General features: G+C 70.7%; 22 protein-coding genes. 11 read left to right on the top strand and 11 right to left on the bottom strand.

The annotated features are described in order from the left end of the window. Nucleotides 1-213: 213 nt before the first annotated feature. A complete protein-coding gene (locus ACIOGX_RS21880) occupies nucleotides 214-1293 on the top strand; it encodes a LacI family DNA-binding transcriptional regulator (protein WP_360419610.1) in 1080 nt (359 codons plus the stop codon). A 517-nt stretch (nucleotides 1294-1810) separates the two neighbouring features. Here ACIOGX_RS21880 and ACIOGX_RS21875 read toward each other — a convergent pair. The 3 genes from ACIOGX_RS21875 to ACIOGX_RS21865 all read right to left on the bottom strand — a co-directional run bounded on the left by ACIOGX_RS21875 (nucleotide 1811) and on the right by ACIOGX_RS21865 (nucleotide 5036). Next, a complete protein-coding gene (locus tag ACIOGX_RS21875) occupies nucleotides 1811-2347 on the bottom strand; it encodes a carboxymuconolactone decarboxylase family protein (protein ID WP_401915427.1) in 537 nt (178 codons plus the stop codon). Between the two features lie 135 nt (nucleotides 2348-2482). Then, on the bottom strand, nucleotides 2483-4126 hold the full coding sequence (locus ACIOGX_RS21870; RefSeq protein WP_401915425.1) for a flavin-containing monooxygenase: 1644 nt from the start codon (nucleotides 4124-4126) through the stop codon (nucleotides 2483-2485). Continuing rightward, a complete protein-coding gene (locus ACIOGX_RS21865) occupies nucleotides 4116-5036 on the bottom strand; it encodes an alpha/beta hydrolase (RefSeq protein WP_401915423.1) in 921 nt (306 codons plus the stop codon). The genes ACIOGX_RS21870 and ACIOGX_RS21865 overlap by 11 nt, the downstream gene beginning before the upstream one ends. A gap of 409 nt (nucleotides 5037-5445) precedes the next feature. Here ACIOGX_RS21865 and ACIOGX_RS21860 point away from each other — a divergent pair, with 409 nt between their 5' ends. From ACIOGX_RS21860 to ACIOGX_RS21840, 5 genes are all read left to right on the top strand, one after another. After that, complete coding sequence (locus ACIOGX_RS21860) at nucleotides 5446-11883, top strand: SDR family NAD(P)-dependent oxidoreductase (RefSeq protein WP_401915420.1); 6438 nt, start codon at nucleotides 5446-5448, stop codon at nucleotides 11881-11883. Next, nucleotides 11880-12083 (top strand): DUF5988 family protein, encoded by a 204-nt coding sequence (locus ACIOGX_RS21855; protein ID WP_356507694.1) that lies wholly within the window; start codon nucleotides 11880-11882, stop codon nucleotides 12081-12083. Before ACIOGX_RS21860 ends, ACIOGX_RS21855 begins: the two co-directional genes overlap by 4 nt. A 50-nt stretch (nucleotides 12084-12133) precedes the next feature. Next, on the top strand, nucleotides 12134-12970 hold the full coding sequence (locus ACIOGX_RS21850) for an alpha/beta hydrolase (protein ID WP_356507692.1): 837 nt from the start codon (nucleotides 12134-12136) through the stop codon (nucleotides 12968-12970). 53 nt (nucleotides 12971-13023) lie between these two features. After that, nucleotides 13024-13452: a nuclear transport factor 2 family protein gene (locus ACIOGX_RS21845; protein ID WP_356507690.1), complete on the top strand. Its 429-nt coding sequence runs from the start codon at nucleotides 13024-13026 to the stop codon at nucleotides 13450-13452. A 179-nt stretch (nucleotides 13453-13631) separates the two neighbouring features. Then, nucleotides 13632-14891 (top strand): cytochrome P450, encoded by a 1260-nt coding sequence (locus ACIOGX_RS21840; protein ID WP_401915417.1) that lies wholly within the window; start codon nucleotides 13632-13634, stop codon nucleotides 14889-14891. Between the two features lie 16 nt (nucleotides 14892-14907). Here ACIOGX_RS21840 and ACIOGX_RS21835 read toward each other — a convergent pair whose 3' ends face one another. The 5 genes from ACIOGX_RS21835 to ACIOGX_RS21815 form a co-directional block, all read right to left on the bottom strand. Further along, on the bottom strand, nucleotides 14908-15414 hold the full coding sequence (locus ACIOGX_RS21835; protein WP_401915414.1) for a hypothetical protein: 507 nt from the start codon (nucleotides 15412-15414) through the stop codon (nucleotides 14908-14910). Further along, nucleotides 15398-15889: an RNA polymerase sigma factor gene (locus tag ACIOGX_RS21830; protein WP_383967076.1), complete on the bottom strand. Its 492-nt coding sequence runs from the start codon at nucleotides 15887-15889 to the stop codon at nucleotides 15398-15400. The genes ACIOGX_RS21835 and ACIOGX_RS21830 overlap by 17 nt, the downstream gene beginning before the upstream one ends. An 87-nt stretch (nucleotides 15890-15976) precedes the next feature. After that, the gene (locus tag ACIOGX_RS21825) at nucleotides 15977-16597 is read right to left on the bottom strand and encodes a class F sortase (protein ID WP_401915411.1); all 621 of its coding nucleotides are present in this window, start codon (nucleotides 16595-16597) and stop codon (nucleotides 15977-15979) included. Further along, a complete protein-coding gene (locus ACIOGX_RS21820) occupies nucleotides 16594-16944 on the bottom strand; it encodes a sortase-dependent protein (RefSeq protein ID WP_356507680.1) in 351 nt (116 codons plus the stop codon). The genes ACIOGX_RS21825 and ACIOGX_RS21820 overlap by 4 nt, the downstream gene beginning before the upstream one ends. Nucleotides 16945-17123: 179 nt before the next feature. Further along, on the bottom strand, nucleotides 17124-17318 hold the full coding sequence (locus ACIOGX_RS21815) for a hypothetical protein (protein WP_356507678.1): 195 nt from the start codon (nucleotides 17316-17318) through the stop codon (nucleotides 17124-17126). A gap of 209 nt (nucleotides 17319-17527) precedes the next feature. Between ACIOGX_RS21815 and ACIOGX_RS21810 the strand changes: the two genes are divergently transcribed. Beyond that, nucleotides 17528-19810 carry a hypothetical protein gene (locus ACIOGX_RS21810; protein WP_401915408.1) on the top strand — a complete coding sequence of 761 codons (2283 nt, stop codon included), beginning with the start codon at nucleotides 17528-17530 and terminating at the stop codon, nucleotides 19808-19810. A gap of 31 nt (nucleotides 19811-19841) precedes the next feature. On the opposite strand, the gene ACIOGX_RS21805 is transcribed toward ACIOGX_RS21810, so the two are convergent. Then, nucleotides 19842-20390 carry a dihydrofolate reductase family protein gene (locus ACIOGX_RS21805; RefSeq protein WP_401915406.1) on the bottom strand — a complete coding sequence of 183 codons (549 nt, stop codon included), beginning with the start codon at nucleotides 20388-20390 and terminating at the stop codon, nucleotides 19842-19844. A gap of 94 nt (nucleotides 20391-20484) precedes the next feature. Continuing rightward, complete coding sequence (locus ACIOGX_RS21800) at nucleotides 20485-21063, bottom strand: TetR/AcrR family transcriptional regulator (protein ID WP_401915403.1); 579 nt, start codon at nucleotides 21061-21063, stop codon at nucleotides 20485-20487. A gap of 94 nt (nucleotides 21064-21157) precedes the next feature. Here ACIOGX_RS21800 and ACIOGX_RS21795 point away from each other — a divergent pair, with 94 nt between their 5' ends. Beyond that, entirely contained in the window at nucleotides 21158-21607 is a 450-nt protein-coding gene (locus ACIOGX_RS21795) for a DUF1772 domain-containing protein (RefSeq protein WP_356507668.1), read from the top strand. A 194-nt stretch (nucleotides 21608-21801) separates the two neighbouring features. On the opposite strand, the gene ACIOGX_RS21790 is transcribed toward ACIOGX_RS21795, so the two are convergent. Then, on the bottom strand, nucleotides 21802-22185 hold the full coding sequence (locus ACIOGX_RS21790; RefSeq protein ID WP_401915400.1) for a VOC family protein: 384 nt from the start codon (nucleotides 22183-22185) through the stop codon (nucleotides 21802-21804). 166 nt (nucleotides 22186-22351) lie between these two features. Here ACIOGX_RS21790 and ACIOGX_RS21785 point away from each other — a divergent pair, with 166 nt between their 5' ends. From ACIOGX_RS21785 to ACIOGX_RS21775, 3 genes are all read left to right on the top strand, one after another. Further along, on the top strand, nucleotides 22352-22498 hold the full coding sequence (locus ACIOGX_RS21785) for a hypothetical protein (protein ID WP_401915397.1): 147 nt from the start codon (nucleotides 22352-22354) through the stop codon (nucleotides 22496-22498). Between the two features lie 244 nt (nucleotides 22499-22742). After that, a complete protein-coding gene (locus ACIOGX_RS21780; protein WP_401915394.1) occupies nucleotides 22743-23558 on the top strand; it encodes an SDR family NAD(P)-dependent oxidoreductase in 816 nt (271 codons plus the stop codon). Nucleotides 23559-23598: 40 nt separating this feature from the next. Next, complete coding sequence (locus tag ACIOGX_RS21775) at nucleotides 23599-24246, top strand: TetR/AcrR family transcriptional regulator C-terminal domain-containing protein (RefSeq protein WP_356507663.1); 648 nt, start codon at nucleotides 23599-23601, stop codon at nucleotides 24244-24246. Nucleotides 24247-24335 lie beyond the last annotated feature (89 nt).

Genomic DNA, 24335 nt, shown 5'->3' with positions numbered 1-24335 from the left:
CCCTCCATGGGCGCGCCGACATCAGCCGATCGCCCGCACCACACCGGTATGAAGAGCCCCTTGAGGGCGCTCCGCACCCGTTGCCTGAAGGTACGCAGACGGCCTGGGGGCTTCGGATCGGGCGGTAGCATCTACTCGCGGCGTGGCCGCACGTCACCGACTGCGGCCCGCCCTGCGGCACATGAGCAGTGACCTCCCCCTGGAAAGGTGTCCATGGCCTCCGGTTCCCGTCGCGAGGGCGTGCCCGACCGAGACCGCCCGGATTCCGAGGCGGTCACACCGTCCGAGCGAGGGAGCGCATCGACGCCCCGACGGCCCACCTCTCGCGACGTGGCGCGGCTCGCGGGGGTCTCCCAGGCCAGCGTGTCCCTGGTGTTCTCGGGGAAGGGCAGTAAGCGTGTGTCCAAGGCCACGGAGAAACGGGTGCGGGACGCCGGCGAGCGGCTCGGCTACCGGCCTCAGGCGGCGGCCCGTCAACTCCGCCTGGGGCGTACGGGGTTGGTGCTCCTGGCCGTGCCCAACATCCGGGGCCCCCTGTTCGCGCAGGTGCTGGCCAGCGCCCATGACGCGGCCGAGGCCCATGGCCTGACGGTTGTGGCGAGTTCCAGTTGGAACAGCAAGACCATGGCGCGGGTCCTCTCCGCGAACCAGTTCGACGGTTTGATGATCTGTTCGCCGAACGACCGGCAGATCGGCGAACTGCCGCCCCTGGTGCCCACCGTCCTCATCGACTCCGACCCGGCGCTGTCCGCGCGGAACCGACTGGTCGTCGATCTCGATGTGGCGGGCGGCATGCGCAGGGCCGTCGGGCACCTGGTGGACCTGGGGCACCGCTCGATCGGCCACCTGCGCTACCGGCGGACCTCGTACAGCTTCCGGTCCCGGCAGGCCGCGTTCGAGGCCGCCGCCCGGGACCTGCGGGTCACCGAGTTCTCCATACCTCTCACGGAGGCGCTCGACCCCACACTGGACACGGCACGCAAGCTGCTGAGCGATGGCACACCGCCCCGTGCGGTGGTGTGTGACGACGATGTCGCCGCGGCCGGTGTCTATCATGCCGCCGCCACGCTCGGTATGCGGGTGCCCGATGACATCTCCGTCGTGGGCATCGACAACACGGACGTCGCGGGGATGCTGCTCCCCGGCTTGACGACGGTCGATCTGCACGGCGAGGAGCTGGGCAGGCTGGGGGTCGACGCGATGGCGGCGATGCTGCGCGGGGAAACGGTGGAGCCCTTGAAGCAGGTGCCGACGGACCTGGTGATACGGCAGTCCACCCGCCCCGCCGGATGACGACCGCGTGACGCCATCTCGTCGGAGGTGAAGCGGGGAATCCGCCAGGCGGAGTCCTCCGGGCGGGGCCACGGCTCTTCACAAGCGCGCAAGCGTGCAACGTGTGCACGCCTCCGCTCCGCCCGCGGGGTGTTCTCGGCGATGTGCTGCGAGTAGTACTGGAGTGTGCAAGCGCCCGGCCGCTTCGTGCGCGGTCCCTCTGAACGGCCAGGGCGTGTGAGTGCTTCCGCTGTGCCGGCTGCCCTGGTGAGGGCTCCCGGCCCGGCGCCGGGGTTCGCGGCCCCGTCGCGGCTGTCGGCGGCACGAGACGGATGAACGGACACCCACCCACGTGGAGGACGTAGTTGACGGTTCCCGTATGAGCCCGGTGCCGTCGCCCTAGCGGTTTCAGGCCAACATCATCCCCGGCATGCCGTACCCGCGCTGGGTGAGCGGCATGCCCCCGGGACATGGGCGAGCCCACGGCCGGCCGCCGCTCCCATTCCGGCGGAGAATCGGGGAATTCACGTCCGGGGCATTATGTGCCGGGGCCGGACAATGTGCTCCGCTCTTGCCATGGGTCGATGTCGATATCGACCCCATTGAGCAGACCGGCGATCATCGAGTAATAGCCGACCAGTACGATCAATTCTGTGATCTGGCGTTCCGGATAGCGGCTGAGCGCTGCCCTGAAAACGTCCGGTGCGATAGTCCGGGAGAGGAGAAGATTGTGGGCGACGTCGAGAGCTGCGGTCTCCGTGTCGTCGAAATGTTCACTGCCGCGGTGGCTCCGGACGGAGATCGCGTCGAGTTGTTCCGGGGTGACTCCGGAATCCCGTGCGATCGGCGTGTGCTGGATGGCTATGTAGGAGCACTCCGCATCGGCGGCGACAGCCATGATGACTATTTCGCGAGTGCTCGGCGGCAGGTCCGATGTGGTGAGGAGCGCCATCCCGAGATCTGCGGCCGGTGCGACCAGGTCGGGGGCGTGAGAAAGCATCTTGAAGACGTTCAGCGGAATCGGGAGCCGGCTGATGATGTCCGGCAGTTCTTCCGGGTAGGGGATACGTGGCATGTTCTCGTCCGCCCATTCTGTACGGTCGAAGGAATCGCGTTGCCGCTCGCCCCGTCGGGCTTCGTCGCACGACCGCGGGGCGGCGCTCGGGGCGGCCGTGGCCGCTCCCGCCCGTGCCTTCCGGCGGGGCCGCCGTCAGGTCACGATGAACCCCCGGTAGCCGTCGGCGGCGACGGCATCACACGTCTCGCGGTAGCTCTTGACGCCGCCCAGGTAGGGCATGAAGGTCCTGGGCTTCCCCGCGATGTTGGCTCCCGTCCACCACGACGCGGCCCGGGGCAGCAGCGTCGCCGCGCTGAGCGCGTCCACATGGGCCGTCCAGGCGTCCTCCGCCTCGTGAGCCGCCTCGAACGACGTGGCCCCGCGCAGGGACAGCCACTGGAGGGTGTCGGCGATCCAGTCGACGTGCTGTTCGATGGAGACGATCATGTTGCTGAGCACCGAGGGGCTGCCGGGGCCGGTGATCAGGAACAGGTTCGGGAACCCCGCGGTGGCCAGCCCCAGGTAGGTGCGGGGGCCGTCGGCCCAGGCGGCTTTGAGCGTCCGGCCCTCCCGTCCGCGGATGTCGACGGCCAGCAGGGCCCCGGTCATGGCGTCGAAGCCGGTCGCGAAGACGATGCTGTCCACCGGGTGTTCGTCCGCGCCGGTGACGACGGCCTGCGGCGTGACGCGGGTCAGCGGGCTGGAGCGCAGATCCACCAGCGTGACGTGGGAGCGGTTGAAGGTCTCGTAGTAACCGCTGTCCAGGCACAGGCGTTTGGCGCCGAAGGGGTAGTGCCGTGGAACGAGTCGTTCCGCGACAGCCGGGTCGTTGACCGTCTCGCGGATGCGGGCTCGGACGAAATCGCCGGCCGTCTCGTTCGCCTCGCTGTCGGTGATGAGGTCGCTGTACGTGTCGGCGAAGCTGAAGAGGCTGCCCGCCTCCCACGCGTGACGGTAGCGCGCCTCGCGCTCCGCGGGGCGGGCCGCCAGGGCGGAGCCCAGGGCGGCGTGCGGGGCCTGGGGGACGCCGGACACGGACTGCCGGGCCAGTTCGCGCACGTGCGGGTAGTTCCTCTTGGTCCTGGTCCACTCGGCCGGGTCCAGCGGCCGGTTGCGGGCGGGCAGGGAGAAGTTCGGGGTGCGCTGGAACACCGTGAGCTGTGCGGCCTGCCCGGCGATCAGCGGAATCGCCTGGACGGCGGAGGATCCCGTGCCGATGACGGCGACCCGGCGGCCGCTGAGGTCGACGTCCTCGTGCGGCCAGCGCGCCGTCCGGTAGACGGAGCCGCCGAAGTCGTCGAGTCCCTCGATGGCGGGCAGTCGGCTGTGGGAGAGGCATCCGGTGGCCATGACGCAGTAGGAGGCCGTCAGCGCGGCTCCTTCCCGCGTGCGGATCCGCCAGCGACCCCCGGCCTCGTCGAAGTGAGCCGCCGACACCCGGGTGCCGAGGCGGATGTCCCGGCGCAGGTCGAAGCGGTCGGCCACATGATCCAGGTAGCGCAGGATCTCCGGCTGGCCCGCGTAGCGCTCGGTCCACTCCCACTCCTGCTCCAGCTCAGGGCTGAAGGAGTAGGAGTAGAACATGCTTTCCACGTCGCAGCGGGCGCCTGGATAGCGGTTCCAGTACCAGGTGCCCCCGACTCCGTCGGCCGCTTCCAGTACGAGGGTGCGCAGTCCCAGTCCGCGCAGCCGGTGCAGCGCGTAGAGGCCGGCCGGGCCCGCGCCCACCACGATGACGTCGTACGGACCGGCGTCGTCCGCGGATCCCGGGCGGTGGAGCGGATCGTCACCGGACATCGCTGTGCCCTCCTTCGGTGGTGGCGGTTGCGGTGGGGCTGTGAAGGCGGGAGCGGGGCGGCGTCCCCGCCGTGCGGATGGTCCGCTGCGAGAGGCGGACGTGGATGCGCTCGACGATGTGGTCCAGGGCGCGGTCACTGCCGGGCAGCAGGCCGGTCATGGTGAAGAAGCCGTGCATCTGGCCTTCGAAGCGGCGCAGCCCCACCGGGACCCCGGCCTCGCGCAGCCGCTCGGCGTACGCCTCGCCCTCGTCGCGCAGGACGTCGTACTCGGCGGTGATGATCTCGGCCGGTGCCAGGCAGGAGAGGTCCGCGGCGCGCAGGGGAGAGGCCGTCGGCGCCGTCCGTGACGCGGTGTCGGGCAGGTACGAGTCCCAGAAGCGGATCATGAGGTCCCGGCTGAGCAGGAGCTGGTTCTCCGGGGCGCGGTAGCTCCGGGTCTCCAGATCGCAGTCGGTGGCCGGGTAGACCAGGATCTGGAGCGCGAGAGGCGGGGCGCCGTCGTCGCGGGCCCGTTGCGCGGCCACCGCGGCGAGGTTCCCGCCGGCGCTGTCCCCGGCGACGATGACGGGCACGTCGCGTCCCGCGATCTCCGCGCGGTGGGCGGCGGCCCACCGCAGAGCCGCGCAGGCGTCGTCGACCGCGGCGGGATGAGGGTGCTCGGGCGCGAGGCGGTAGTCGACCAGCACGACGGCGCAGCCGCTTCGCCGGGCCAGAGCGCGCCCCAGCGGTTCGACATCCGCCGGCTCGCCCAGGACCCAGCCGCCACCGTGGTAATAGACGATGACGGCCGGTGGATTTCCGTGCGGAATCAGGATCCGCAGCCGGAAACGGGACCCTGTCGGGCCTGTTTCCACGTCTTCCGTTCGCGCCATCTCGGGACCGGCGGGCTGCCCTGTTCGGGCACGCATGAGGGCGATCTCACGACGGGCCTCATCAGGGGTGCATTCGGATAAGGGGATTCCTCCGGTCCGGGCCATCTTCGCCAGGAGATCCGATGTCGCTCGGTCGAGTGCCATGAGCCACCTCGTTGCGGTTCGGTATGCGCTCACTTCGGTATGGAACTTAGGGATGGTTTCCGTGATCTGTCAATGCGATGCCGTTCCGTTCCGGGCGTATAAATACCGAAGAGGATTCCCGGCGATGTACCCGTTAAATGCGCCCCTATGTTATTTCCGTCCGCCTCTTTTCAAGAACTCCGGGCCTCGGATAGGAAGAGGACAAGGGCGTTGGCCCGGTGTGCTGGATCCAGTGTGACACCCACTGGTCGTTTTTATCTGCGCTTTTATGATTCGATACGCCGTTCGACGAGGAGAGAGAATGTCTGATTCAGTTGCTTTTCATGGCTCCGTTGGTTCGGATCACCCGGCGGCGGCTCCCGTGGCCGTGGTCGGTGCGAGCTGCCGACTTCCCGGTGGCGTGGATTCGCTCGATTCCCTGTGGGGGCTGCTGCTCGAAGGCAAGGACACGGTCGGTGAGGTTCCGCCGGACCGGTGGGGGCCCGAAGCTGTGGCGGGAGTGAGCCCAGAGGTTGCTGAACGGATGCGGTGGGGCTGTTTCCTCGAACGCGGGTTGGCTGATTTCGCACCATCATTTTTCGGGATCAGCCCGGACGAAGCACCCTGGGTCGCCCCGGAGTACCGGCTCTTCCTCGAAGTGGTGTGGGAGGCCTGTGAGAACGCCGGGCTCCCCGTGGACAAGCTGCGTGGAACGAGGACGGGTCTGTTCACCGGCGTGTACGGCGTCGACTATGTGCTGCGCGCCCTGCGCCCGGTCGACGAGATCAACACGTACTACGGCCTGACGGGTGCGCACGGCACCATGACCGGCCGGACCGCCTTCCTGCTGGACCTGCGCGGTCCCGCCATGGCGGTGGACACGGCGTGCTCCTCCGGCCTGGTGGCCCTGCACCTGGCCTGTCAGAGCCTGCGCGCCCAAGAGTGTGATCTGGCGCTGGCCGGCGGGGCACAGGTGCTCAGCGCCCCCGAGACCATGATGACCCAGGTGGGCTGGGGCATGCTCTCGCCGACCGGGCACTGCCACTCCTTCGACGCGGACGCGGACGGCTTCGTCCGCGGTGAGGGAAGCGGGGTCGTCGTCCTGAAACGGCTGGCCGACGCCCAGGCCGACGGGGACCGGATCCTCGCGGTGCTGCCCGGGTCGGCGGTCAACCAGAACGGCCGCGGGACCCGCCTGACGACGCCCTCGCAACGGGCTCAGGAAGAGGTGTTCCACCAGGCCCTGCGCCAGGCCGGCGTGGACGCGGCCGATGTGGGGATGGTGGAGGGGCACGGACCGGGGACACCGGCGGGCGATCCGGTGGAGTTCGCCTCCACGGCCGCCGTCTACGGCCAGGGCCGGGGACGCTGCGCGCTGGGCTCGGTCAAGACGAACATCGGCCACCTGGAGCCGATGTCCGGAATCGCGGCCCTGCTCAAGACGATCGTGAGCCTCCGGCACGGGACGGTGCCCGCCTCGCTGCACTTCAACGAGTGGAACCCGCAGATCGAGGCCGAGGGAACGCGGCTGTTCGTACCTACACGGGCGACGGAGTGGCCGGTCGAGGGGACCCCTCGGCTGGCCGCTGTCTCGTCGTACGGGCTGGGCGGCACCAATGCCCATGTCATCGTCGAGCAGCCGCCAGTCGCCATCCGGCCGGTCCCGGAGCCCGCCGGCGTGGTGTCCGGACAACAGCCGGACACCACGCCGGACTCCTCGACGAACACCGCCGCGCACAGCGATTCCTGGCCCTATGTGATGCCGCTGTCCGCCGGAACCTCCGGGGCGCTGCGGACCGCCGCCGCACGTCTCGCGTCCTGGCTGGAGGAGGACGACGGCCGGACCCCCCTGTCCGACGTGGCCCACACGCTCGCGGTGCGCCGCTCCCACGCCCCGGCCCGGCTGGCGGCGGTGGCCGCCTCCCGCACCGAGCTGGCCGCGGCCCTGACCGCCTACTCCGCCGACGGAACGGCGCCCGGTGCGCGGACAGGGCTGGCCGGACGGGAAGCAGGGCCGGGAGCGGTATGGGTGTTTTCCGGCCAGGGCTCGCAATGGGCCCGCATGGGCCGCGGGCTGTGGGGACACGACGAGGCGTTCACCCGGACGATCAAGGACCTGGAACCGCTGATCCTGAAGGAGTCCGGGTTCTTGGTCTCCGAGGTGCTGGCCGCGCCGGAGGTCGTCACCGGCATCGCGCGGGTGCAACCGGCCCTCTACGCGATGCAGGTCGGGCTCGCCGCGATGTGGCGCGGCCGCGGACTGGAACCCGCCGCGGTCATCGGCCACTCCCTGGGCGAGGTCGCGGCCGCCGTGGTCGCCGGGGTGCTCACCGCCGAGGACGGCGCGCGCGTGGTGTGCCGCCGCTCCCGGCTCATGGCCCGCATCGCCGGACGGGGCGCGATGGCCTCGGTGCAACTGGGCCCCGACGCGGCGGAGGCGGAGCTGGAGGAGGTCGCCCCGGGAGTGAACGTGGCGGTCAGCGCCTCACCGTCCACCACCGTCGTCGCCGGCGACCCCGAGCAGATCGAGGAACTGCTGAAACGCTGGGACGCGGCGGACATCGGTGCCGCCCGGGTGGCCGTGGACGTGGCCGCGCACTCCCCGCAGATCGACGAGATCCTCGGCGACGTCCGTACCGCCCTGTCCTGCCTGACGCCCGGGTCCGCCGCGATCCCCTTCTACAGCACGGTCCACCCGTCTCCCCGCACCGAGGTGACCGGGGACGCCGCGTACTGGGCGGCCAATCTGCGGCAGCCGGTGCGGTTCGCCGACGCGGTGGCGGCAGCGGCGGCCGACGGATTCCGGATCTTCGTCGAAGTCGCGCCGCATCCGCTGCTCACCACCGCCCTGCAACAGAACCTGGACGCGGCGGGGGTGGACAGCGCCCTCGTCCTGCCCACCCTGCTGCGCGAGCAGGACGAACGGCACACCGTCGCACGGCACTTGGCCGAGGCGTACTGCGCGGGCTGCCCGGTCGACTGGAGCCGCTCCTACGGGAACGGGACCCTGGCCGACGTACCGGCCACCGTGTGGGAGCACGACCACTACCTGCTGGAGCGGCCCGTCGTGCACAGCCCCGGCGTCGGAGAACGAGGCGGGCACCCGCTGCTGGGGCTCCGTGTGCACGGACTCGATCCCGGAGACGACAGGCACTGGTGGCAGCCGCGCCCCACCGAGGCGGCACTGCCCTGGCTCGCCGATCACCGCGTCGAGGACGTGCCGGTCCTGCCCGGTGCGGGGTTCTGCGAGATGGCGTACGCCGCCGCCCGCGACGTATGGGAAGCCGGACCCGCCGATGTGCGCGTCGACGACGTGCAACTGCTGCGACTGCTGCCGGTGGCGGAGGAGAGCGAACTCATCGCCACGGCCACCCCGACCGAGACCGGCGCGATCCGCTGGGAGCTGGTCGGCCTGGACCCGGAGGGCAATCGCACGCCGTACGCCACCGCGCTCCTCCACCACGAGCCCGACAGGGCGGCCCCGGGCCCCCAGGATCTGACCGCGCTGACCGCCGCGCATCCTCGGGCCGCCGACGTCGCCGCGTTCTACGCCGGCCTGCGCGAGCGGCACCGTATCGAGCACGGCGACGCCTTCGCCGGACTCACGGAGCTGAACCTTGCGCCCGAGGGCGACGAGCCGAGCGCCCTGGCCCGTATCGGACTGAACGACTCGGCGTTCACCAGGGCGGGCGGACTGAACTGGCACCCCGCTCTGCTGGACACCTGTCTCCAGACGCTCGCCGCGCTCTGGGCGGACACCGCGGACCTGGGCGACGCACTCTCACTGCCGACCCGCGTCGGTTCGGTGCGCGTGCACGAGGACACCTCCGGGGGCAGCCACTGCCTGGCCCGCATCGACACGGCGGACGCCGAACGGTGCGTGGGGCGCCTGTGGCTGCTGGACGAGGACGGCCGGGTCCTGGCCGAGGCGACCGGCGTCGTCTTCAGCAGGGTCGGCGACATGAGCGCCGACCAGCAGTTCAACGACCGTCTGCTGCGCGTGCACTGGCAGCCGCACCCCCTGCCCGCCCAGCCGTCCGAGAACACCGCGCGAGGCCGGTGGCTGCTGCTCGCCGAGGACGGGACGGACCCCTTCACGGAACAAGTGGCCGATCTCCTGCGGATCGCCGGAAACGACTGCGCCGTCGCCGCCGTCCCGGCCGGCGCCGAGAGCGTCGACGCCACGACCACCGGGCACATGGCCGCTCCGGACCTCGCGGGAGTGGTCGTCCTGCCCGGCCACGAGAACGGCGCCGTACCGGAGGCGGCCGACCTCGGCCGCGCCCATGACCGCGTACGGCGACTGGCCCTGCTGGTCATGGAACTCGCCCGGCACACCGGATCCACTCGCCCCCGGCTGTGGGCCGTCACCCGGAGCGCCCAGGAGGTCCTGCCCGGCGACCGGACGCACTTGGCGCAGAGCGGTGTTCAGGGCCTGATGCGGGTGCTGTCGTATGAGCACAGCGAACTCTGCCCCACCGTCATCGACCTCGACGACGACACCGGTGCCGTCGATCTCACGGCCGATCTGCTGACCGGCGACCGGGGCGACGACGAGATCTCCTGGCGCGCCGGAACCCGCTACCGGGCCCGTCTCGGCCTCGCCCCGATGCGGGATCACGAGCGCCGCACCCTCACATGCAGCGCCCCCACCGACGGATACGCACTCCGCCTGCGCCACCCCGGCGACCTCGACTCCTTTGAACTGGTGCACCAGCCGCGCCGCACACCCGGCCCAGGGGAAGTGGAGGTCCGGATCGCCGCCAGCGGCCTGAACTTCCTCGACGTGCTGGTCGCCATGGGCCTCTACCCCACCGAGTACGGCATCGGCATCGACTGCGCGGGCACCGTCACCGCCCTCGGCGAGGGCGTGGACGAGGCGTGGCTGGGCCGCCGGGTGGCGAGCATGGTCGGGGGCGGTGGCGGCCTCTCCTCCTATGCCACGACCAGGGCCGACTGGCTGCTGCCGGTCCCCGACGCGATGAGTCCGGAAGCGGCGGCCGGGCTGCCCGCCGCCTATGTCACCGTCTGGTACTCGCTGTGCCACCTGGCGGACCTCCGCCCCGGCCAGACCGTGCTGATCCACTCCGCGACCGGCGGAGTGGGCCTCGCCGCCGTCCGCATCGCCCAGGCGCGCGGTGCCACGATCCTGGCGACCGCGGGCACCGGGACCAAGCGGAAGTACCTGCGTGAACTCGGCATCACCACGGTCATGGACTCCCGTTCGCTCGACTTCGCCCAGCAGGTCCGCGAGGCCACCGGGGGGCGCGGGGTCGATGTGGTCCTCAACTCCCTGACGGGCCAGGCCCTGAAAACCGGTCTGGATCTGGTCGCACCCGAAGGCCACTTCATCGAGATCGGCAAGCGGGACATCTACGCGGACACCCGCGTCGGCCTGTATCCGTTCCGGCGCAACATCTCCTTCCACAGCGTGGACTTCGCGCTGCTCGCCGACACCCACCCCACCCTGATCGCCCGTCTGCTGGAGGAGATCTCCCTGGCACTCGCCGCGGGCGAGATCGGCGCCGCGCCGCACACCGACTACCCCGTGGAGCGGGCCACCGAGGCCTTCCGCGTCATGGCCAACGCCGAGCACATCGGCCGCCTCACGCTCACCTGGCCGGACCACGGCACGGTCTCCACCGTGCAACTGCCCGAGGACGTGCCCGTCGTACGCGACGACGGCAGCTATGTGATCACCGGCGGTCTCGGCGGACTCGGTCTGCTCATCGCCCGCTGGCTCGCCGACCTCGGCGCCGCCTCCATCGTCCTGTGCAGCCGCTCGGCGCCCTCCGAGCACGCCGAGCGGATCCTGGCGGAGCTGCGCGAGAGCGGCACCCGGATCGCCACGGTGAGCGGCGACATCGCCGACCCCGGCGTCGCGGAGCGCCTGGTGGCCGAGGCCACCGCAGAGGGACACCCCCTGCGGGGCGTGATGCACGCGGCGGCCGTCGTCGAGGACGTCACCGTCGCGGAGTTCGACCCCCGGATCCTCGACCGGGTCTGGCGCCCGAAGGTGACCGGGGCCTGGCGGCTGCACGAGGCCACCCGCGACCACGACGTGGACTGGTGGACGGGATTCTCGTCCATCGCGTCCCTGTACGGATCACCCGGCCAGGGCTCGTACGCCGCCGCCAACGCCGCACTCGACGAATTCTGCGCCTGGCGGCGCGCCCAGGGACTCAAGGCCACCAGTGTCAACTGGGGGCTGTGGGCCCAGTTCGGCAGGGGCGCCGCCCTCGAACAGCGCGGCTACTCCATGATCGATCCGGCCGAAGGAATCCGTGCCCTGGAGTCGATCCTGCGGCACGCCAGGCCCCGCACCGGCTACGCACCCCGGGACATCTCCCGCTGGCTCCAGAACTACCTCAGCTCGATGGAGACCACGTTCTTCGCCGACATGGCGGACCGTCACCAGGCCGCGAGCACCCCGGATGAACGGGAGACCCTGGACGGGCTGCACCGAGCCGACGACCGGCCCGGCCGGCTGCGGCTGCTGGAGCGGCACATCGCCGACAACGTCGCCGTCATCCTGCGCATCCAGGCCGAGAACATCAGCTCCGGCGACAACCTCGCCGCCCTCGGCCTCGACTCCCTGATGGCCCTGGAACTGCGGACGCGGCTGGAACACAGCCTCACCATCGACATTCCCCGCACGGTCATCTGGACCTCGCCCACCATGGCGGCCCTGGCCGCTCAGATCGAGGCGTACCCCGAAGCGCCCTGGGCCGGCCCGACCCAGCCCGCGGAGTCGTCATGACCGACCACCACGACTACCGGCTTGTCGGCGGTCCGCCGGAACTCGTCCGCGACCCCGTCCCCCCGGTCCGTCAGGACCCGACACGGATGACCCTCCCGTGGCGCAACGGCTACGAACACTACGAACTCGACGAAACGACCGCCCGTGCCTCGGCCCGGCCCGTCTACCGGTGGATCTACCGCACCACGATCGCCGAGTAGGACGCACACCCGACCGTTCACCGGAAGACGGAAGAGAGAGGGGAGAGACCATGCCCGACACGTCCCACGGATTCATCAGGCTCCCCGGCGGGCGTTTCCACTACCAGCACTGGACCGGCCCGCACGGCGACCGGCCCCCGGCACTCCTGCTCCACGGGGGCACCGCCAGCACCGAGACCTGGCGGCACATCGCGCCCGTGCTCGCCGGGACCCGGCCGGTCTACGCCGTCGACCTGCGCGGACACGGTCTGAGCGCCCAATCGCCGGACGACAGCTACCACCTGTGGCTGGTGGCGGACGACATCACCGACTTCATCACCGTCATGGGCCTTGAACGGCCCCTGCTCATCGGCCACTCCTGGGGCGCCGCCGTCGCTCTCGTCCAGGCCGCCGCCTGCCGTACTCGGCGGCCCGCACCGGATCTGTCCGCGCTCGTCCTCGAAGAAATCCCGCCGACGATGGCCTCACCCGTCCTGACCGAGTTCGCCGAGGCCGCGGCGGAGCTGGCCGGCAGCCCGGCGGACCTGATCCAGGCCGTCATCCGCGCCGCCGGTACACAGCACACCGACGCGTACGTCCACACCGTGGCCCACGGACTGCACCACACCACCCCCGCCGCCGTCCGCGGTGTCTTCGCCGACGGCGCGCGCCAGGGCGATCTGCTCCCTCTCCTCGCGGCCGTCTCCGTCCCCGTGCTCCTGCTGCGCTCCGACCCGGCCGTCCGCAGCGGGATCGACACCGCCGCCTGGCGACAGGCCCGCCACCACCTCCCGCCGGACGGACGGATGACACAGATCGCCGGCGCCGACCACGACATCCACCGCACCCACCCCGGGGAATTCCTCGCCGCCGTGGAGGAGTTCACCCGCGCCCGAGACCGTACGTGAGATCGAGAGGGATCTCTTCGTAGACGCAACACAACAATGAATGGAGGATGCACATGGATTCGACCGAGACAGTAGAAGGCCGGACGGACTTCATCGACCGGGGGGTGGAAACCACCAAGACCCGTGACGTGGAATCCTACGGAAAGCTCCTCATGGACGACCTTCACTACGAGGACGTCACATGCGGCGCGGAGTATCAGGGAAAGGACGCCTTCCTCGACTACTACAGGACCTGGCTGCGCGCGTTCCCGGACTTCGAAATGAAGACCCTTCCCTCCGCCATCACCACCGAGATGGCGGCAGTGCCCTGGGTCATCACCGCGACGTACGGGGATCCTCTGCCCGGACTTCCCCGGGAGATACCGAGGGGAAGCCACGTCACCCTCAAGGGAATCTCCACGGTGGTGTTCGGAAAGGGTGACTCCATCAGCGCGATCAAGGAGTACTACGCCGTCGCCGAGGTAGTACCCCCGGCGGTGTAGGGGGGATCGGGAGCGGTCGGCCCCGGCGACGGGGCTGGAGCTCCGGAGGATCACGATCCGTCGGCTGCCGCCCATGGCAGAGGTCTGCCATGGGCGGCGGCGCGCCCGCTCCTCTGAACACGGCCGCGAAGAGGAGCGATTCCGAGAAACCTTCCCAGGTGCGATACCGGAGAAATCGAATGAATCATCCTCCGCACCCGGTGCATACGGGCAACCGTCATGTGCCGGACAGCGAGAACGTACTGTCACCGGATTTCTGGAGGCGTCTCCCTGACGATCGCGACGACGTCTTCGCCGAGTTGCGGGCCGAATCCGATCCGGCTTTCTTCTCCTACTCCTCCGTGCCCGGCTGGCCCGCGCAGAGCGGGTTCTGGGCGATTACCCGATACGCGGACATAGAGGAAGTCTGCCGCAACCCCCGCGCTTTCAGTTCCGAACCGACCGTCTACCGCCTGGAGGAAGCGGCGCCGCCCGGGGACGAGGGGTCCATGCTCAACCTCGACGACCCTCGCCACACCCGCTTGCGGCGGATCGTCGCCCGCGCCTTCACCCCACGCATGCTGCGAACGGTCGAACAGGACATCCGGGCCATCGCCCGAAGGGTCACGGCCGAGCTGGCCGAGCGGGGAGCATGCGACTTCGCCGCCCACGTCGCCGCCACGATGCCGCCGGAGGTCATCTGCTCCATGATGGGCATTCCGGCGTCGGGCCGGGCGAACGCCGTCGAGGTCGCCGAACTGGGCATGGCGCTGACGGACCCCAACTGCCCCGTCTCGCTCGAAGAGTTCATGCCCAAGCTGGTGGAATGCCTTCAGCTTGTCGAAGAGCTGGTCCGCCACCGGCGCGAGCACCCCGCCGACGACCTCATCACCGCCCTCGGACTGGCCAACAGCGACGGGGAGTACCTGACGCACGAAGAGATCGGATCCTTCTTCATGACGCTGGTGTCCGCCGGCGTAGAAACGGTTCGCGAATCCCTCTCCAACGCCCTGGTACTGCTGACCGAGCACCCGGACCAGAGGGAGTTGTTGCTCGGCGACTTCGCGCAGTGGCTCGCGCCCGCCGCCGAAGAGGTCGTCCGCCATTGCAGCCCGGTGGCCTGGATCCGCCGCAACGTCCAACAGGAGTACACCCTCGGCTCCCACACCTTCCGCCCCGGGGACCGGCTCATCCTCTACTACGCCTCAGGGAACAAGGACGAGACGGTGTTCGAGAACCCCCGCCGGTTCGACATCACCCGTGCCTCCCATCCGCACCTCGGGTACGGCGGTCCTGGCCCCCACTACTGTCTCGGCGCGCAACTGGCGCGCCGCGAGATCACCACCATGCTCCACGAGCTGTACAGCAGGCTCCCCGGGCTTCACGCGACGGCACCACCGCTGCGCCGTCAGGTCGGGATCATCAGCAGCGTCAGCAGCCTGCGGTGCGCACTCGACTGAGCACGACGACCCCCGGCTACCGCATCGCCGACGGCCCACCTGTCTGACGGGGCTCTGATGGTCGAGGGTCACGCCGGCCCATATCACTCGGGCCCCCGTCACCGGCCTGGGTGCTCGCCCGGTCCGTGTCCCGCCCAGGGCCCTTCTTCTCCGACGGTGGCTCGGCGGATGGCCCGGCCGTGGTGTCGGGTCGGGGCGTGACGGGGGCGGGCGGCGTCGCCGGGGTCCGTGAGGGCGGTGGGAGCGAGGGGCCGCGCATCGGCGGTGGGGCGAGGGGGACCGTCGGGGACGCGGGTGACTCCGATGCGGCCAGGCGGAGCGGAAGGACGACGAGGACGGCGACCACGCACACCATGCCGGCCCTGGCCGCGGTGCGCACCAGCCGACGGCGGACCGCGGCGCGCCGGATCGCCTCGTACTGGCCGACGGGCGGGCCGAGGGTGTCGGAGTAGGAGGACCGGAGGATCACCGCGAGGGGGTCGTCGGGCTCGAACTCCGGGCCGTCGTCACAGCGTGTGGTCATGGCTTCTCCTCAGATGGGCGCGGAGCAGTTCTCGGGCCGCGTGCAGGTCGGCCTTGACGGTTCCTTCCTTGCGCCCGGTCAGTACGGCCACCTCCCGTATCGGCATGTCGGCGTAATAGTGCAGCAGGATCGCGACACGCAGTCGTTCCGGCAGTGACCGCACGAGCAGGCGTACCGATGGGTCCTCCTGTTCGGGGTGGGGACGGACGGCGGCTTCGGTGGTGGCGCGGTGCATCGCTTTCCGCTCGCGCTCCAGTTTGCGCCAGTGGTCCCGGACGAGGTTGGCCGCGGTGACGTAGAGGAAGCCGCGGGGCTCCTCCACGGACGTCCAGCGGGCCCAGAGCCTGGTGAACGCCTCGGAGGCGATCTCGTGGGCCGTCTCGTCGTCGTCGACGAGACGGCGGACCCAGCCCGCGAGGCGCGGGTAGAGGGTGCCGAACAGCTCGGCCGCTGCTTTCTCGCGGGACCGTTTCAACGCTCTCCATGGTCGTGGACACATTCGTGAGGAAGGATCCCGGGCCGTTGGCATACGGTTCCAACGGCCCAGGATCCGGGTGGCGAGTCAGGGACTCGCCGGGCTCGGTTCGGCGAAGACGATCACGTTGTCGAGGTACTCGCCACCGTCACGGGGGCCGCCGCATGTGATGAGCCGCAGCTCCGGACGGTCCACGTCCCCGTAGACGTCGTCCGTCGGGAAGTCCGCCTTGGCGACCGTCCGTACGGCGCTGACGGCGAACCACGCCTCCGTGCCGTTCTTCAGACGCGCCACGATCCGGTCACCCCGGCGCAGCCGCGCCAGGTGACGGAAGACCCCGTCCCCATAGGCGCCGACCGTGACATGACCGAGGATCACCGACGGGCCGACCTGCCCCGGCGTGGGCGAATGCCGGTACCAGCCCGCCCGGTCGTGTGCCGTGATGGGGGGCACCTGCACACTGCCGTCCGGCGCCAGCCCCAGCCCCATGACCGGGGTGTCGACCCCGATGGCCGGGATCCGCAACGCGACCGGGACCGAACGCCCGAGGGCCCGCCCCGCCGTTGCGGGGGAGCCGGAGGAACGTGAAGGCGGTGGCGCGCCGCTGGGGCGGGCCGTTGTGCCCTGGCTCGCCCCGGGGCCGCCGCAGCTCACGAGCAGCGAGGCCGTCGCCGCGGTGACGAACGCGCGCCTGGAGGGCGAGATCATGCCCCGGTCGTCCTCCGGCGGCGCAGGACGAAGACCGCCGCGCCGCCCGCGACGAGCACCGCGGCGGCGGACCCGCCGATCAGCCCGGTGTCGGATCCGGACGGCGTCGATACGACCGCCACACCCGTGTCGGGCGCTCCGCTCGGTACGACGGACACCTGGTCCCGGGCCGGAGTCTTGGCCGGTCCGGCGTCCTGGGCCGGAGCCTCGGACGGCTCCGCGGTCGGGGCCGCGGTGGCCGGGCGGGGCGTCTGAGGGGACGGCGTCCCGTCGGCGAACGCGGGCACGGTGCCCGCCAGTACGGCGGTGCACGCCAGTGCCGTGGCGCTCAGGATGGTGCGGCGCATAACTCGCTCTCCTTCATTGGTCCGCCCGCCCGGTGGCTCGGCGGACTGAGTAACGGATCGAGCGGAGAGACGAGGCAGCGGCGCGACGGGTTGTAAAGAAACGGCAAAGTCATCGCGGGTGGTGGTGCGGGCACGGCGCAGCGACCGCGGTTGGCCACTGTCCGCTCCGTGGACGTTCCTCACTTCCGTCGACCGCGCAGTGCGCGAGTGATCTCGGCGACGGAGCGGAGAATGGCGGCCCGGTGCCGGGGCGGGACGCCACGCAGGGCCTGACGGATGATCACCGCCACCGTCGTCGCGGTCACGGTGCCGGTCAGGATCACCGTGACCGCCCGCATGGCCAGCAGGTCGAGCAGGAGGCGGGAAGTGGTCATCATTGACTCCCATGGATCTGTCGCGGGGACGGGGCTGTCCCATGACGCCTGTCCAGGGGGCTGTCCATCGACTTCTCCACCGCAGATTGGACGGGCGATGTCCCGGGCGGCAGGCGGGACTTTCGTAACACGCCCTAGGCTGGCAGCCTCTCGACGCGTTCGTGGTGGACGTGTTGGACGGCTGGCAAAGGGAACAGGCCGGTAGCGCCATGACACAGGACGGCAGCGCGGCGGCGCTGGAGGACGCGTTCTTCGACGACCTCAAGCGTGTGGAACAGCTTCGCCGACGGTTACCGACGGGGGTGCGCCCCACCCTGCGCGACCTTGCCTCGCGGGTGCTCCGTTCGCACAACACCATCGACAACTGGCTGAGCGGCAAGGCGTTCCCGGCGGACGTGGGCGTCCTGGCCGACGTGATCGCCGTCATCGGGCAGGCAGCCGCACGCGGTGGCCTCGTTGTGGACGGTGACGCGGTGCTGCTCGATCCGGACCGGTGGCGGGAGCGGCATGGCGCGATCAACCGGGCCCGCGTACGGGAAGCCGAGCAGGCGCGGCGAGGCCAGCAGGCGATCGCCGACCTCGCCGACGCCGAGACCCGCGCGCGCCGCGATGCTCTGACCGACCGGCCCCAGCGCCTGGGCTGTTGGACGCCGGCCCGGTTGCGCGTCCATCCGTCCATCTCCGGCATCGGCTCGCATGACTCCGGATTCGTTCTGCCCACCTACGTCGAACGGCCCCACGACCAGCGACTGCGCGACGTACTGCGCACCGCGGTCGCGGGCGAGGAGGCGGTGCTGGTGGTGGTGCGCGGGGGCTCGTGCACGGGCAAGACCCGCGCCGCGTACGAAGCCGTCCGGCATGTCGGCGGCCTGGCCGACTGGGATCTTGTGTTTCCCCGTACCGCGGAAAGCGCGCTGGAGGTGATGGCCGCCCGCGCGCTCAAGCCGTGCACGGTCCTGTGGCTCGACGACGCCCACCAACTTCTGGCCGGACGCGAGGGCGACGCCGTCGCCGCCGGGCTGCTCTCACGGCTGGCCAGGCCCGGCCCCGCGATCGTCGTGGCCACCCTATGGGACGTCGCCTTCACCAGCCTGACCGCGCCCCCGCCCGAACGCGCCTTCGGCGGCGCGGACCCGCACCGGCATGTCCGTGCGCTCCTGACGGGTGCCACCGCCGTCGTACGCGTCCCACCTGCCTTCGGAGCGGAGGACCTGCGGGCGCTGGACACCGTCGGCGGCGACCCCGCGCTGACGGCCGCCAGTCACGCGTCACGCGACGGGAAGATCACCCAGACCCTCGCCGCCGGCCTGCACCTCGTGGACCGCTACGAATCCGCCCACGAACCCCCCGCCTGCTACACACGTGCCCTGGTCACCGCCGCCATGGACGCGTACCGACTGGGCTGGGACGCAGCCCTGCCCGACGGCTTTCTGCACGACGCGGCACCCGGCTACCTCACCGACGAGCAGCGCACCGCGGCCGGCCCCCACTGGTTCACCTCCGCTCTCGCCGACGCCCGCGCCCGGGTCCAGCGGGTCGCCGCGGCCCTGGAACCCGTCCCCCGACACGGCGGTATGGGCGCGCAGCGGGACGTTTCGCGTCTGTCCGACTATCTCGACGCCTACGGCCGCACCACCCGCGAACATGCCACCCCACCAGAGTCGTTCTGGGCCGCCGCGGCCGACCACGCCACGGACGCGGGCCATCGTGCCCATCTGAGCAGGGCAGCCGAAGCGACGGGTCTCACCCGGAACGCCGAGCACTTGGCCCGGCTGGCCGCGGACGCCGGCGACTCCGGCGCCTACGCCACGCTGGCCGAGATGCGGGAGCGTGCGGGGGATCTCCAGGGTGCCGAGCGCATGGCCCGGCTGGCCGCCGACGCCGGGGATCCGCGCTGCTGCGCCGCGCTGGCCTGGATGCGGGAGCGGGCCGGTGACCGGCAGGGTGCCGAGCGCCTGGCCCGGCTGGCCGCCGGCGCGGGACATCCGGACGCCCTCCGTAGCTTGACCGAGACGCGGCAGCGTGCGGGAGACCTCCAGGGTGCCGAGCGTCTGGCCCGGCTGGCCAATGCCTCCGGCGACCGGGGGGCCCTGCGCAGACTGGGCAAGGAACGGGAGCGGGCAGAGGACCACGAGGGCGCCGAGCGCCTTTACGGACTGGCCGCCGACGCGGGCGACTGGCGCGCCTACAACGCCCTGGCCAGGATGCGAGAGCGGGCAGGGGACCGTGAGGGCGCGGAGGAGACGGCCCGGATGGCCGCCGAAGCGGGGAGCGCCCGCTGCTACGCCGCGCTGGCCTGGATGCGGGAACGGGCCGGTGCCCAGGAGGATGCCGAGCGCCTGGCCCGGCTGGCCGCCGACGCCGGGGACCGCCGAGCACTCCGCGAGCTGGCCGAGCTGCGCGAACGGACCGGGAATCGCCGGCGTGCCGGGGGCCCGGGTTTGAGTGCGAGCCGCGAACCAGGGCCCCACGATGAGGTCGGCTCGGGCTGATGCGGTCGGCTCGGGCTGACAAGCCCGATGGCTACCGTCTCGGCTCGTACCGCATCGCCACCACCCCCGAGCCGAGCTCCACCCGGCTCGCGAGCTTCAAGTCGACATGCTTCGACAGCCCCGCGAACAACGTCGGCCCGTGGCCCGCGAGCCTGGGGTGCACCACGAACTCGTACTCATCGATCAATCCCCGTTCCGCCAACGCCAACGGGAGCTTCACACCTCCCACGAACAGTCCCTTGCCGGGCTCCCGCTTGAGCCGCTGAACGGCCGTGGCCAGATCCCCGCGCACGAGTTCCGCGTTCCAGTCGACCCGCTCCAGGGTGCTCGACACCACATATTTCCGTGCCGCGTTGATCGTCTGGGCGAAGGGTTCCATCCAATCGGGTCTCGCTCCCGGCGGCGCCGGTGGCCGCCACGCTTCCTCCATCATTTCGTAGGTCGTCCGGCCGAAGAGAAGTGCGTCGGCCTGGTCGAGGTTCCTGGCGTGGTGACGATGCATGGCTTCGTCCGGGGCGATGACACGGTGATCGCAGCATCCGTCCACAGTGACGTTGATGGAGTACCGGAGGGGTCGCATTGCGAGAGAGTACCGCCGACGGGACGGACCGGTGCTGTGTCGCCGAAGCGGTGATCGGGGGCCTGCTCGCGGGGGACGAACGTGATCGGGGGGCCTACTCGCGGGGGACGAAGCGGTCGGCCAGGAGCGTGAGACGGTCGGGGGCTCGGTCGGCCGACAGGCGTCCGGCGCGGGTGAGGGTGACCAGTCCGTGCAGCGCGGACCAGAACGTCTCGACGAACAACCCCGGTTCGTCGGGATGCGCGTGGTCGACGAGAGGGTCCAGCAGGGCCTGGAACGCTTCACGCAGTGGAGCGGGAGTGGCCTCGTCGGCGAAGGGGAGGCCGTTGTCGAGGCTGAACATCGCGTCGTAGAGGGCGTGGTTGCGCTCGGCGAAGTCGGTGTAGGCGCGGGCCAGCGCGACCACTGCCGCCCGGCCGGCAGGCTCCTCCGGCACCGCGGCACGCAGCGCGGTCGTCAGCTCGGCGAACCCCTCCAGCGCGACCGCTCCCACGATCTCGTTCTTGCCCCGGAAGTGGCTGTAGAGCACGGGTTGGCTGTACTCGATCCGCTCGGCGATCCGGCGCGTGGTGACAGCGTCCCAGCCGTGGGTCTCGGCCAGTTCGCGGGCCGTGGAGACGATCAGCCTGTGGCGGTTGGCCCGCTCGCGTTCCTTGCGTTCATGTACCGACATGACTCGATCCTAGCACCGCTAGACAATCGAGCGATGACATGGCTAGCATCGCATCAGAATCTAGCGGCGCTAGAAAAAAACCCTGGGAGGGGACATGCAGGAGGTACTGGCCGTCGTCACGGTCGTCGTGGTCGGGGTGATGGTGGGCGTGGAGTTCGCGGTGGCGGTATTCGTCAACCCGATCCTCGACCGCCTTCCGGACGACGGCGGACTGGGAGCCCGGAGCGACGGGGCGCGCGTCCTCGGCCGGGTCATGCCGTTCTGGTACATCGGCTCGGTCGTCCTGGGCGCGCTGTGGTCCACGCTGGCGTGGGGCGCCGCGGGCGTGTCGTTCGTCGCCGCGGGCACGGTGCTGCTCGTGGTGAGCGTGGTGATGTCGATCCTGCTGCTCGTGCCGATCAACTCGCGTGTCGCGACTTGGTCGCACGAGGGCGTGCCCGCGGACTGGAAGCAGCAGATGGGGCGGTGGGACCGGTTCCACTATGTCCGCGTGGGCGTCATCGTGCTCGCCTTCGCGCTGTTCGCCGTCGCCCTCGTCCACTGACGAACGGGCGGCCACCGCCGCCTCGTTCACCCGCCCGCCATGAGGTGACCGGCGACCGGACCGCGGTTGGGGTCGCCTGGCTGGAGGTGGGCGGTGAACGGGAGCGGTTCCGCGAGCGCATCGGGGCGGAGGCCTTGGACCGGCCGCCGCGGTGTTTCGTGCCCGGCGAACCCGGACCGCGGTCGCGGTGAGCGTCAGGCGTTCTTCGCGGCTCGGTCGGACTCGCTGCGAAGAACGCAGAACTCGTTGCCTTCCGGGTCGGCGAGGACCGCCCAGCCGGAGCCATCAGGATTCCGGAGATCGTTGACAACCGTGGCACCGAGGCCCATCAGCCGTTCCACCTCCTGGTCGCGCGAGGTCTCGGGGCGCAGACACAGATGGATCCGATTCTTGATCGTCTTGGGTTCGGGCACCTGGTTGAAGTGCAGCACCGGACCCCCCGTCAGCGGTACCTGAGTCTCCCGTTCGCCCGGTTTGTTCTCCGGGTGCGGCGGACGGCCGGTCACTCCGCTCCAGAACCGGGCCAGCTCATAGGCATCCACACAGTCAATCGCCACGTTCTGCAATATCGAAACCATGTGCGCGAGCCTCCCGCACTTCCACTCCGGCCGCCACCGAGTTGTGCTCGGCCTCCGCGTGGTCGCCGCCGTTCCCCGAGGCCACATCCCGGGTTGACTTTTGGTCGTTGACCAATTTCACTGGGATGCGGAACTTGGTCAACGACCAAAAAGGCGGTGATGAAAGATGACCGGAGTCAAGGCGCTGATCTCCGGCGCCGGGATCGCGGTCCCGGTGCTCGCGTACCGGCTGGCGCGGTGCGGGGCACAGGTCACGGTCGTCGAGTCGGCGTCGGCCCGCCGCACCGGCCGCGGTCGGCTGCGGCCCACATGACCTGTTGAAGAACACCATCCACGTCGTGGGGCACCGCCCGAACTGGTCGGGCCGATCTTCGCGGCCCGCCTGCGGGCCTTCGGCGGCGACCCCGTACGGCGAGCACGCTCATCGGCGTCCAGGCGCTCGGTCGGCCCGAATGGCTCATCGAGGTCGACGGCCTGGCCGTCATCCCCGTGCACTCCCCGCTCACCCGGCGCGGCCGGGGAGCATCAACCGGCACCGAGGAACACAGGAGCACGACATGACCACGAAGACATGGTTCATCACCGGCGCGTCCACGGGGTTCGGCAGGCAGTGGACCCAGGCGGCGCTGGAACGGGGCGACCGCGTCGCCGCGACGAGCCGGACCCCCGACGCGTTCGACGACCTGCTCAAGACCCATGGCGACAACCTGCTGCCGATCCAGCTGGACGTCACCGACCGCGCGGCCGTCGTTGCCGCGGTGCGTCGGGCCGCCGACCGCTTCGGCCGACTCGACGTCGTGGTCAACAACGCCGGCTACGGCCTGTTCGGCATGGTCGAGGAGATCGGCGAGGAACAGGCACGCGCGCAGATCGAGGTGAATCTGCTCGGCCCGCTGTGGGTCACGCAGGCCGCGCTGCCGCACCTGCGCGCCCAGGGCGGCGGGCACATCATCCAGGTCTCCTCGATCGCGGGCGTCTTCTCGCTGCCGGGCCTCGGCGTGTACCACGCCTCGAAGTTCGGCCTGGAGGGCTTCACCGCGAGCCTCGCCAAGGAGGTCGAGGACTTCGGCATCAAGGTCACCCTGGTCGAGCCCGCCGGATACGCCACCGACTGGGCGGGACCGTCCGCCATCCACGCCGAACGCCTGGCCGCCTACGACGGCTTCCGCGCCGGCATGCGGCGGCCGGCCGGAGTGCGCGGCGAGCCGACCGCCACCCGCGCGGCGATCCTCGCGGTCGTCGACGCCGAGGAGCCGCCCCTGCGGATCTTCTTCGGCAAGGGACCGCTCGATGTGATCCGGGCGGAATACGCGTCCCGCATCGAGGAGTGGGAGCGCTGGGACGCCGTGTCCCAGGCGGCGTTCGGCGCCTGAACAGGGTGATGAACGGGGCCCTGAGCAGCCCACTTGTACCATGACCCGGAAATCGCCGGTGGGTGACGGAGAACGGACGGAACGGGACACGAGGATGCGCTGGACGCTGGACGACGTGATCGAGGCGGCGTTCACCACGCTCGAGGCGGAAGGTCTCGAGAAACTGACGCTGCGTGGGGTCGCCCGGACCCTCGGCTCCCACCTCAACTCGGTGAGCTCGTACGTGAAGACGAAGCAGACACTCATCGATACGATGGCCGACCATATCGTCGGCTCCGTCGACGTCACCCACCTGCCGGACGAACCGGCCGAACGGGTCCGCACGGTCGCCACCCGCTACCGGGACGCCCTGCTCGCCCACCGCGACGGCGGCCGCCTGGTCGCGGGCACATTCACCGGCACGGGCAAGACCCTGCGCGTCGCCGAAACCATCGTCGGCGCCCTGCTGGACGCCGGATACCACGAGGCGGACGCGGCCCGTCTGTGCTGGTCGATCGTCTACTTCACGCTCGGTCTGACCCAGGAGCAGCAGACCCCGTCCGGCACTCCGCGCGGCTCGTTCCACGAACTCGTGGCCACCGGCAGCTACCCCGCCCTCGCCCGGATCGGCGAGCACCTCATGGCCTCGGACTCCTTCGACGACCGTTTCCGCTACGGACTTTCGCGGCTGCTGCCTCCAAGTACCTGAACGCGCGAGCATCGAACGTGACGGCGGATCGCCGCGCCGCCCGTTCCGAACGACCCTAGAGCGTGTCGCGAAAGGAGCGCGTCCCGCCC

Source organism: Streptomyces sp. NPDC088147 (assembly GCF_044741565.1).
In the GTDB taxonomy this organism is placed as follows: domain Bacteria; phylum Actinomycetota; class Actinomycetes; order Streptomycetales; family Streptomycetaceae; genus Streptomyces.
Note: the sequence above shows the minus strand (reverse complement) of the source record. Positions and strands in the feature narration are given on the sequence as shown.

Bases quoted from the DNA above. Each gene is read 5' to 3' on its own strand.
- ACIOGX_RS21880 (WP_360419610.1), top strand. From the start codon at position 214: ATGGCCTCCGGTTCCCGTCGCGAGGGCGTGCCCGACCGAGACCGCCCG.
- ACIOGX_RS21875 (WP_401915427.1), bottom strand. From the start codon at position 2,347: ATGCCACGTATCCCCTACCCGGAAGAACTGCCGGACATCATCAGCCGG.
- ACIOGX_RS21870 (WP_401915425.1), bottom strand. From the start codon at position 4,126: ATGTCCGGTGACGATCCGCTCCACCGCCCGGGATCCGCGGACGACGCC.
- ACIOGX_RS21865 (WP_401915423.1), bottom strand. From the start codon at position 5,036: ATGCGTGCCCGAACAGGGCAGCCCGCCGGTCCCGAGATGGCGCGAACG.
- ACIOGX_RS21860 (WP_401915420.1), top strand. From the start codon at position 5,446: ATGTCTGATTCAGTTGCTTTTCATGGCTCCGTTGGTTCGGATCACCCG.
- ACIOGX_RS21855 (WP_356507694.1), top strand. From the start codon at position 11,880: ATGACCGACCACCACGACTACCGGCTTGTCGGCGGTCCGCCGGAACTC.
- ACIOGX_RS21850 (WP_356507692.1), top strand. From the start codon at position 12,134: ATGCCCGACACGTCCCACGGATTCATCAGGCTCCCCGGCGGGCGTTTC.
- ACIOGX_RS21845 (WP_356507690.1), top strand. From the start codon at position 13,024: ATGGATTCGACCGAGACAGTAGAAGGCCGGACGGACTTCATCGACCGG.
- ACIOGX_RS21840 (WP_401915417.1), top strand. From the start codon at position 13,632: ATGAATCATCCTCCGCACCCGGTGCATACGGGCAACCGTCATGTGCCG.
- ACIOGX_RS21835 (WP_401915414.1), bottom strand. From the start codon at position 15,414: ATGACCACACGCTGTGACGACGGCCCGGAGTTCGAGCCCGACGACCCC.
- ACIOGX_RS21825 (WP_401915411.1), bottom strand. From the start codon at position 16,597: ATGATCTCGCCCTCCAGGCGCGCGTTCGTCACCGCGGCGACGGCCTCG.
- ACIOGX_RS21820 (WP_356507680.1), bottom strand. From the start codon at position 16,944: ATGCGCCGCACCATCCTGAGCGCCACGGCACTGGCGTGCACCGCCGTA.
- ACIOGX_RS21815 (WP_356507678.1), bottom strand. From the start codon at position 17,318: ATGACCACTTCCCGCCTCCTGCTCGACCTGCTGGCCATGCGGGCGGTC.
- ACIOGX_RS21810 (WP_401915408.1), top strand. From the start codon at position 17,528: ATGACACAGGACGGCAGCGCGGCGGCGCTGGAGGACGCGTTCTTCGAC.
- ACIOGX_RS21805 (WP_401915406.1), bottom strand. From the start codon at position 20,390: ATGCGACCCCTCCGGTACTCCATCAACGTCACTGTGGACGGATGCTGC.
- ACIOGX_RS21800 (WP_401915403.1), bottom strand. From the start codon at position 21,063: ATGTCGGTACATGAACGCAAGGAACGCGAGCGGGCCAACCGCCACAGG.
- ACIOGX_RS21795 (WP_356507668.1), top strand. From the start codon at position 21,158: ATGCAGGAGGTACTGGCCGTCGTCACGGTCGTCGTGGTCGGGGTGATG.
- ACIOGX_RS21790 (WP_401915400.1), bottom strand. From the start codon at position 22,185: ATGGTTTCGATATTGCAGAACGTGGCGATTGACTGTGTGGATGCCTAT.
- ACIOGX_RS21785 (WP_401915397.1), top strand. From the start codon at position 22,352: ATGACCGGAGTCAAGGCGCTGATCTCCGGCGCCGGGATCGCGGTCCCG.
- ACIOGX_RS21780 (WP_401915394.1), top strand. From the start codon at position 22,743: ATGACCACGAAGACATGGTTCATCACCGGCGCGTCCACGGGGTTCGGC.
- ACIOGX_RS21775 (WP_356507663.1), top strand. From the start codon at position 23,599: ATGACCCGGAAATCGCCGGTGGGTGACGGAGAACGGACGGAACGGGAC.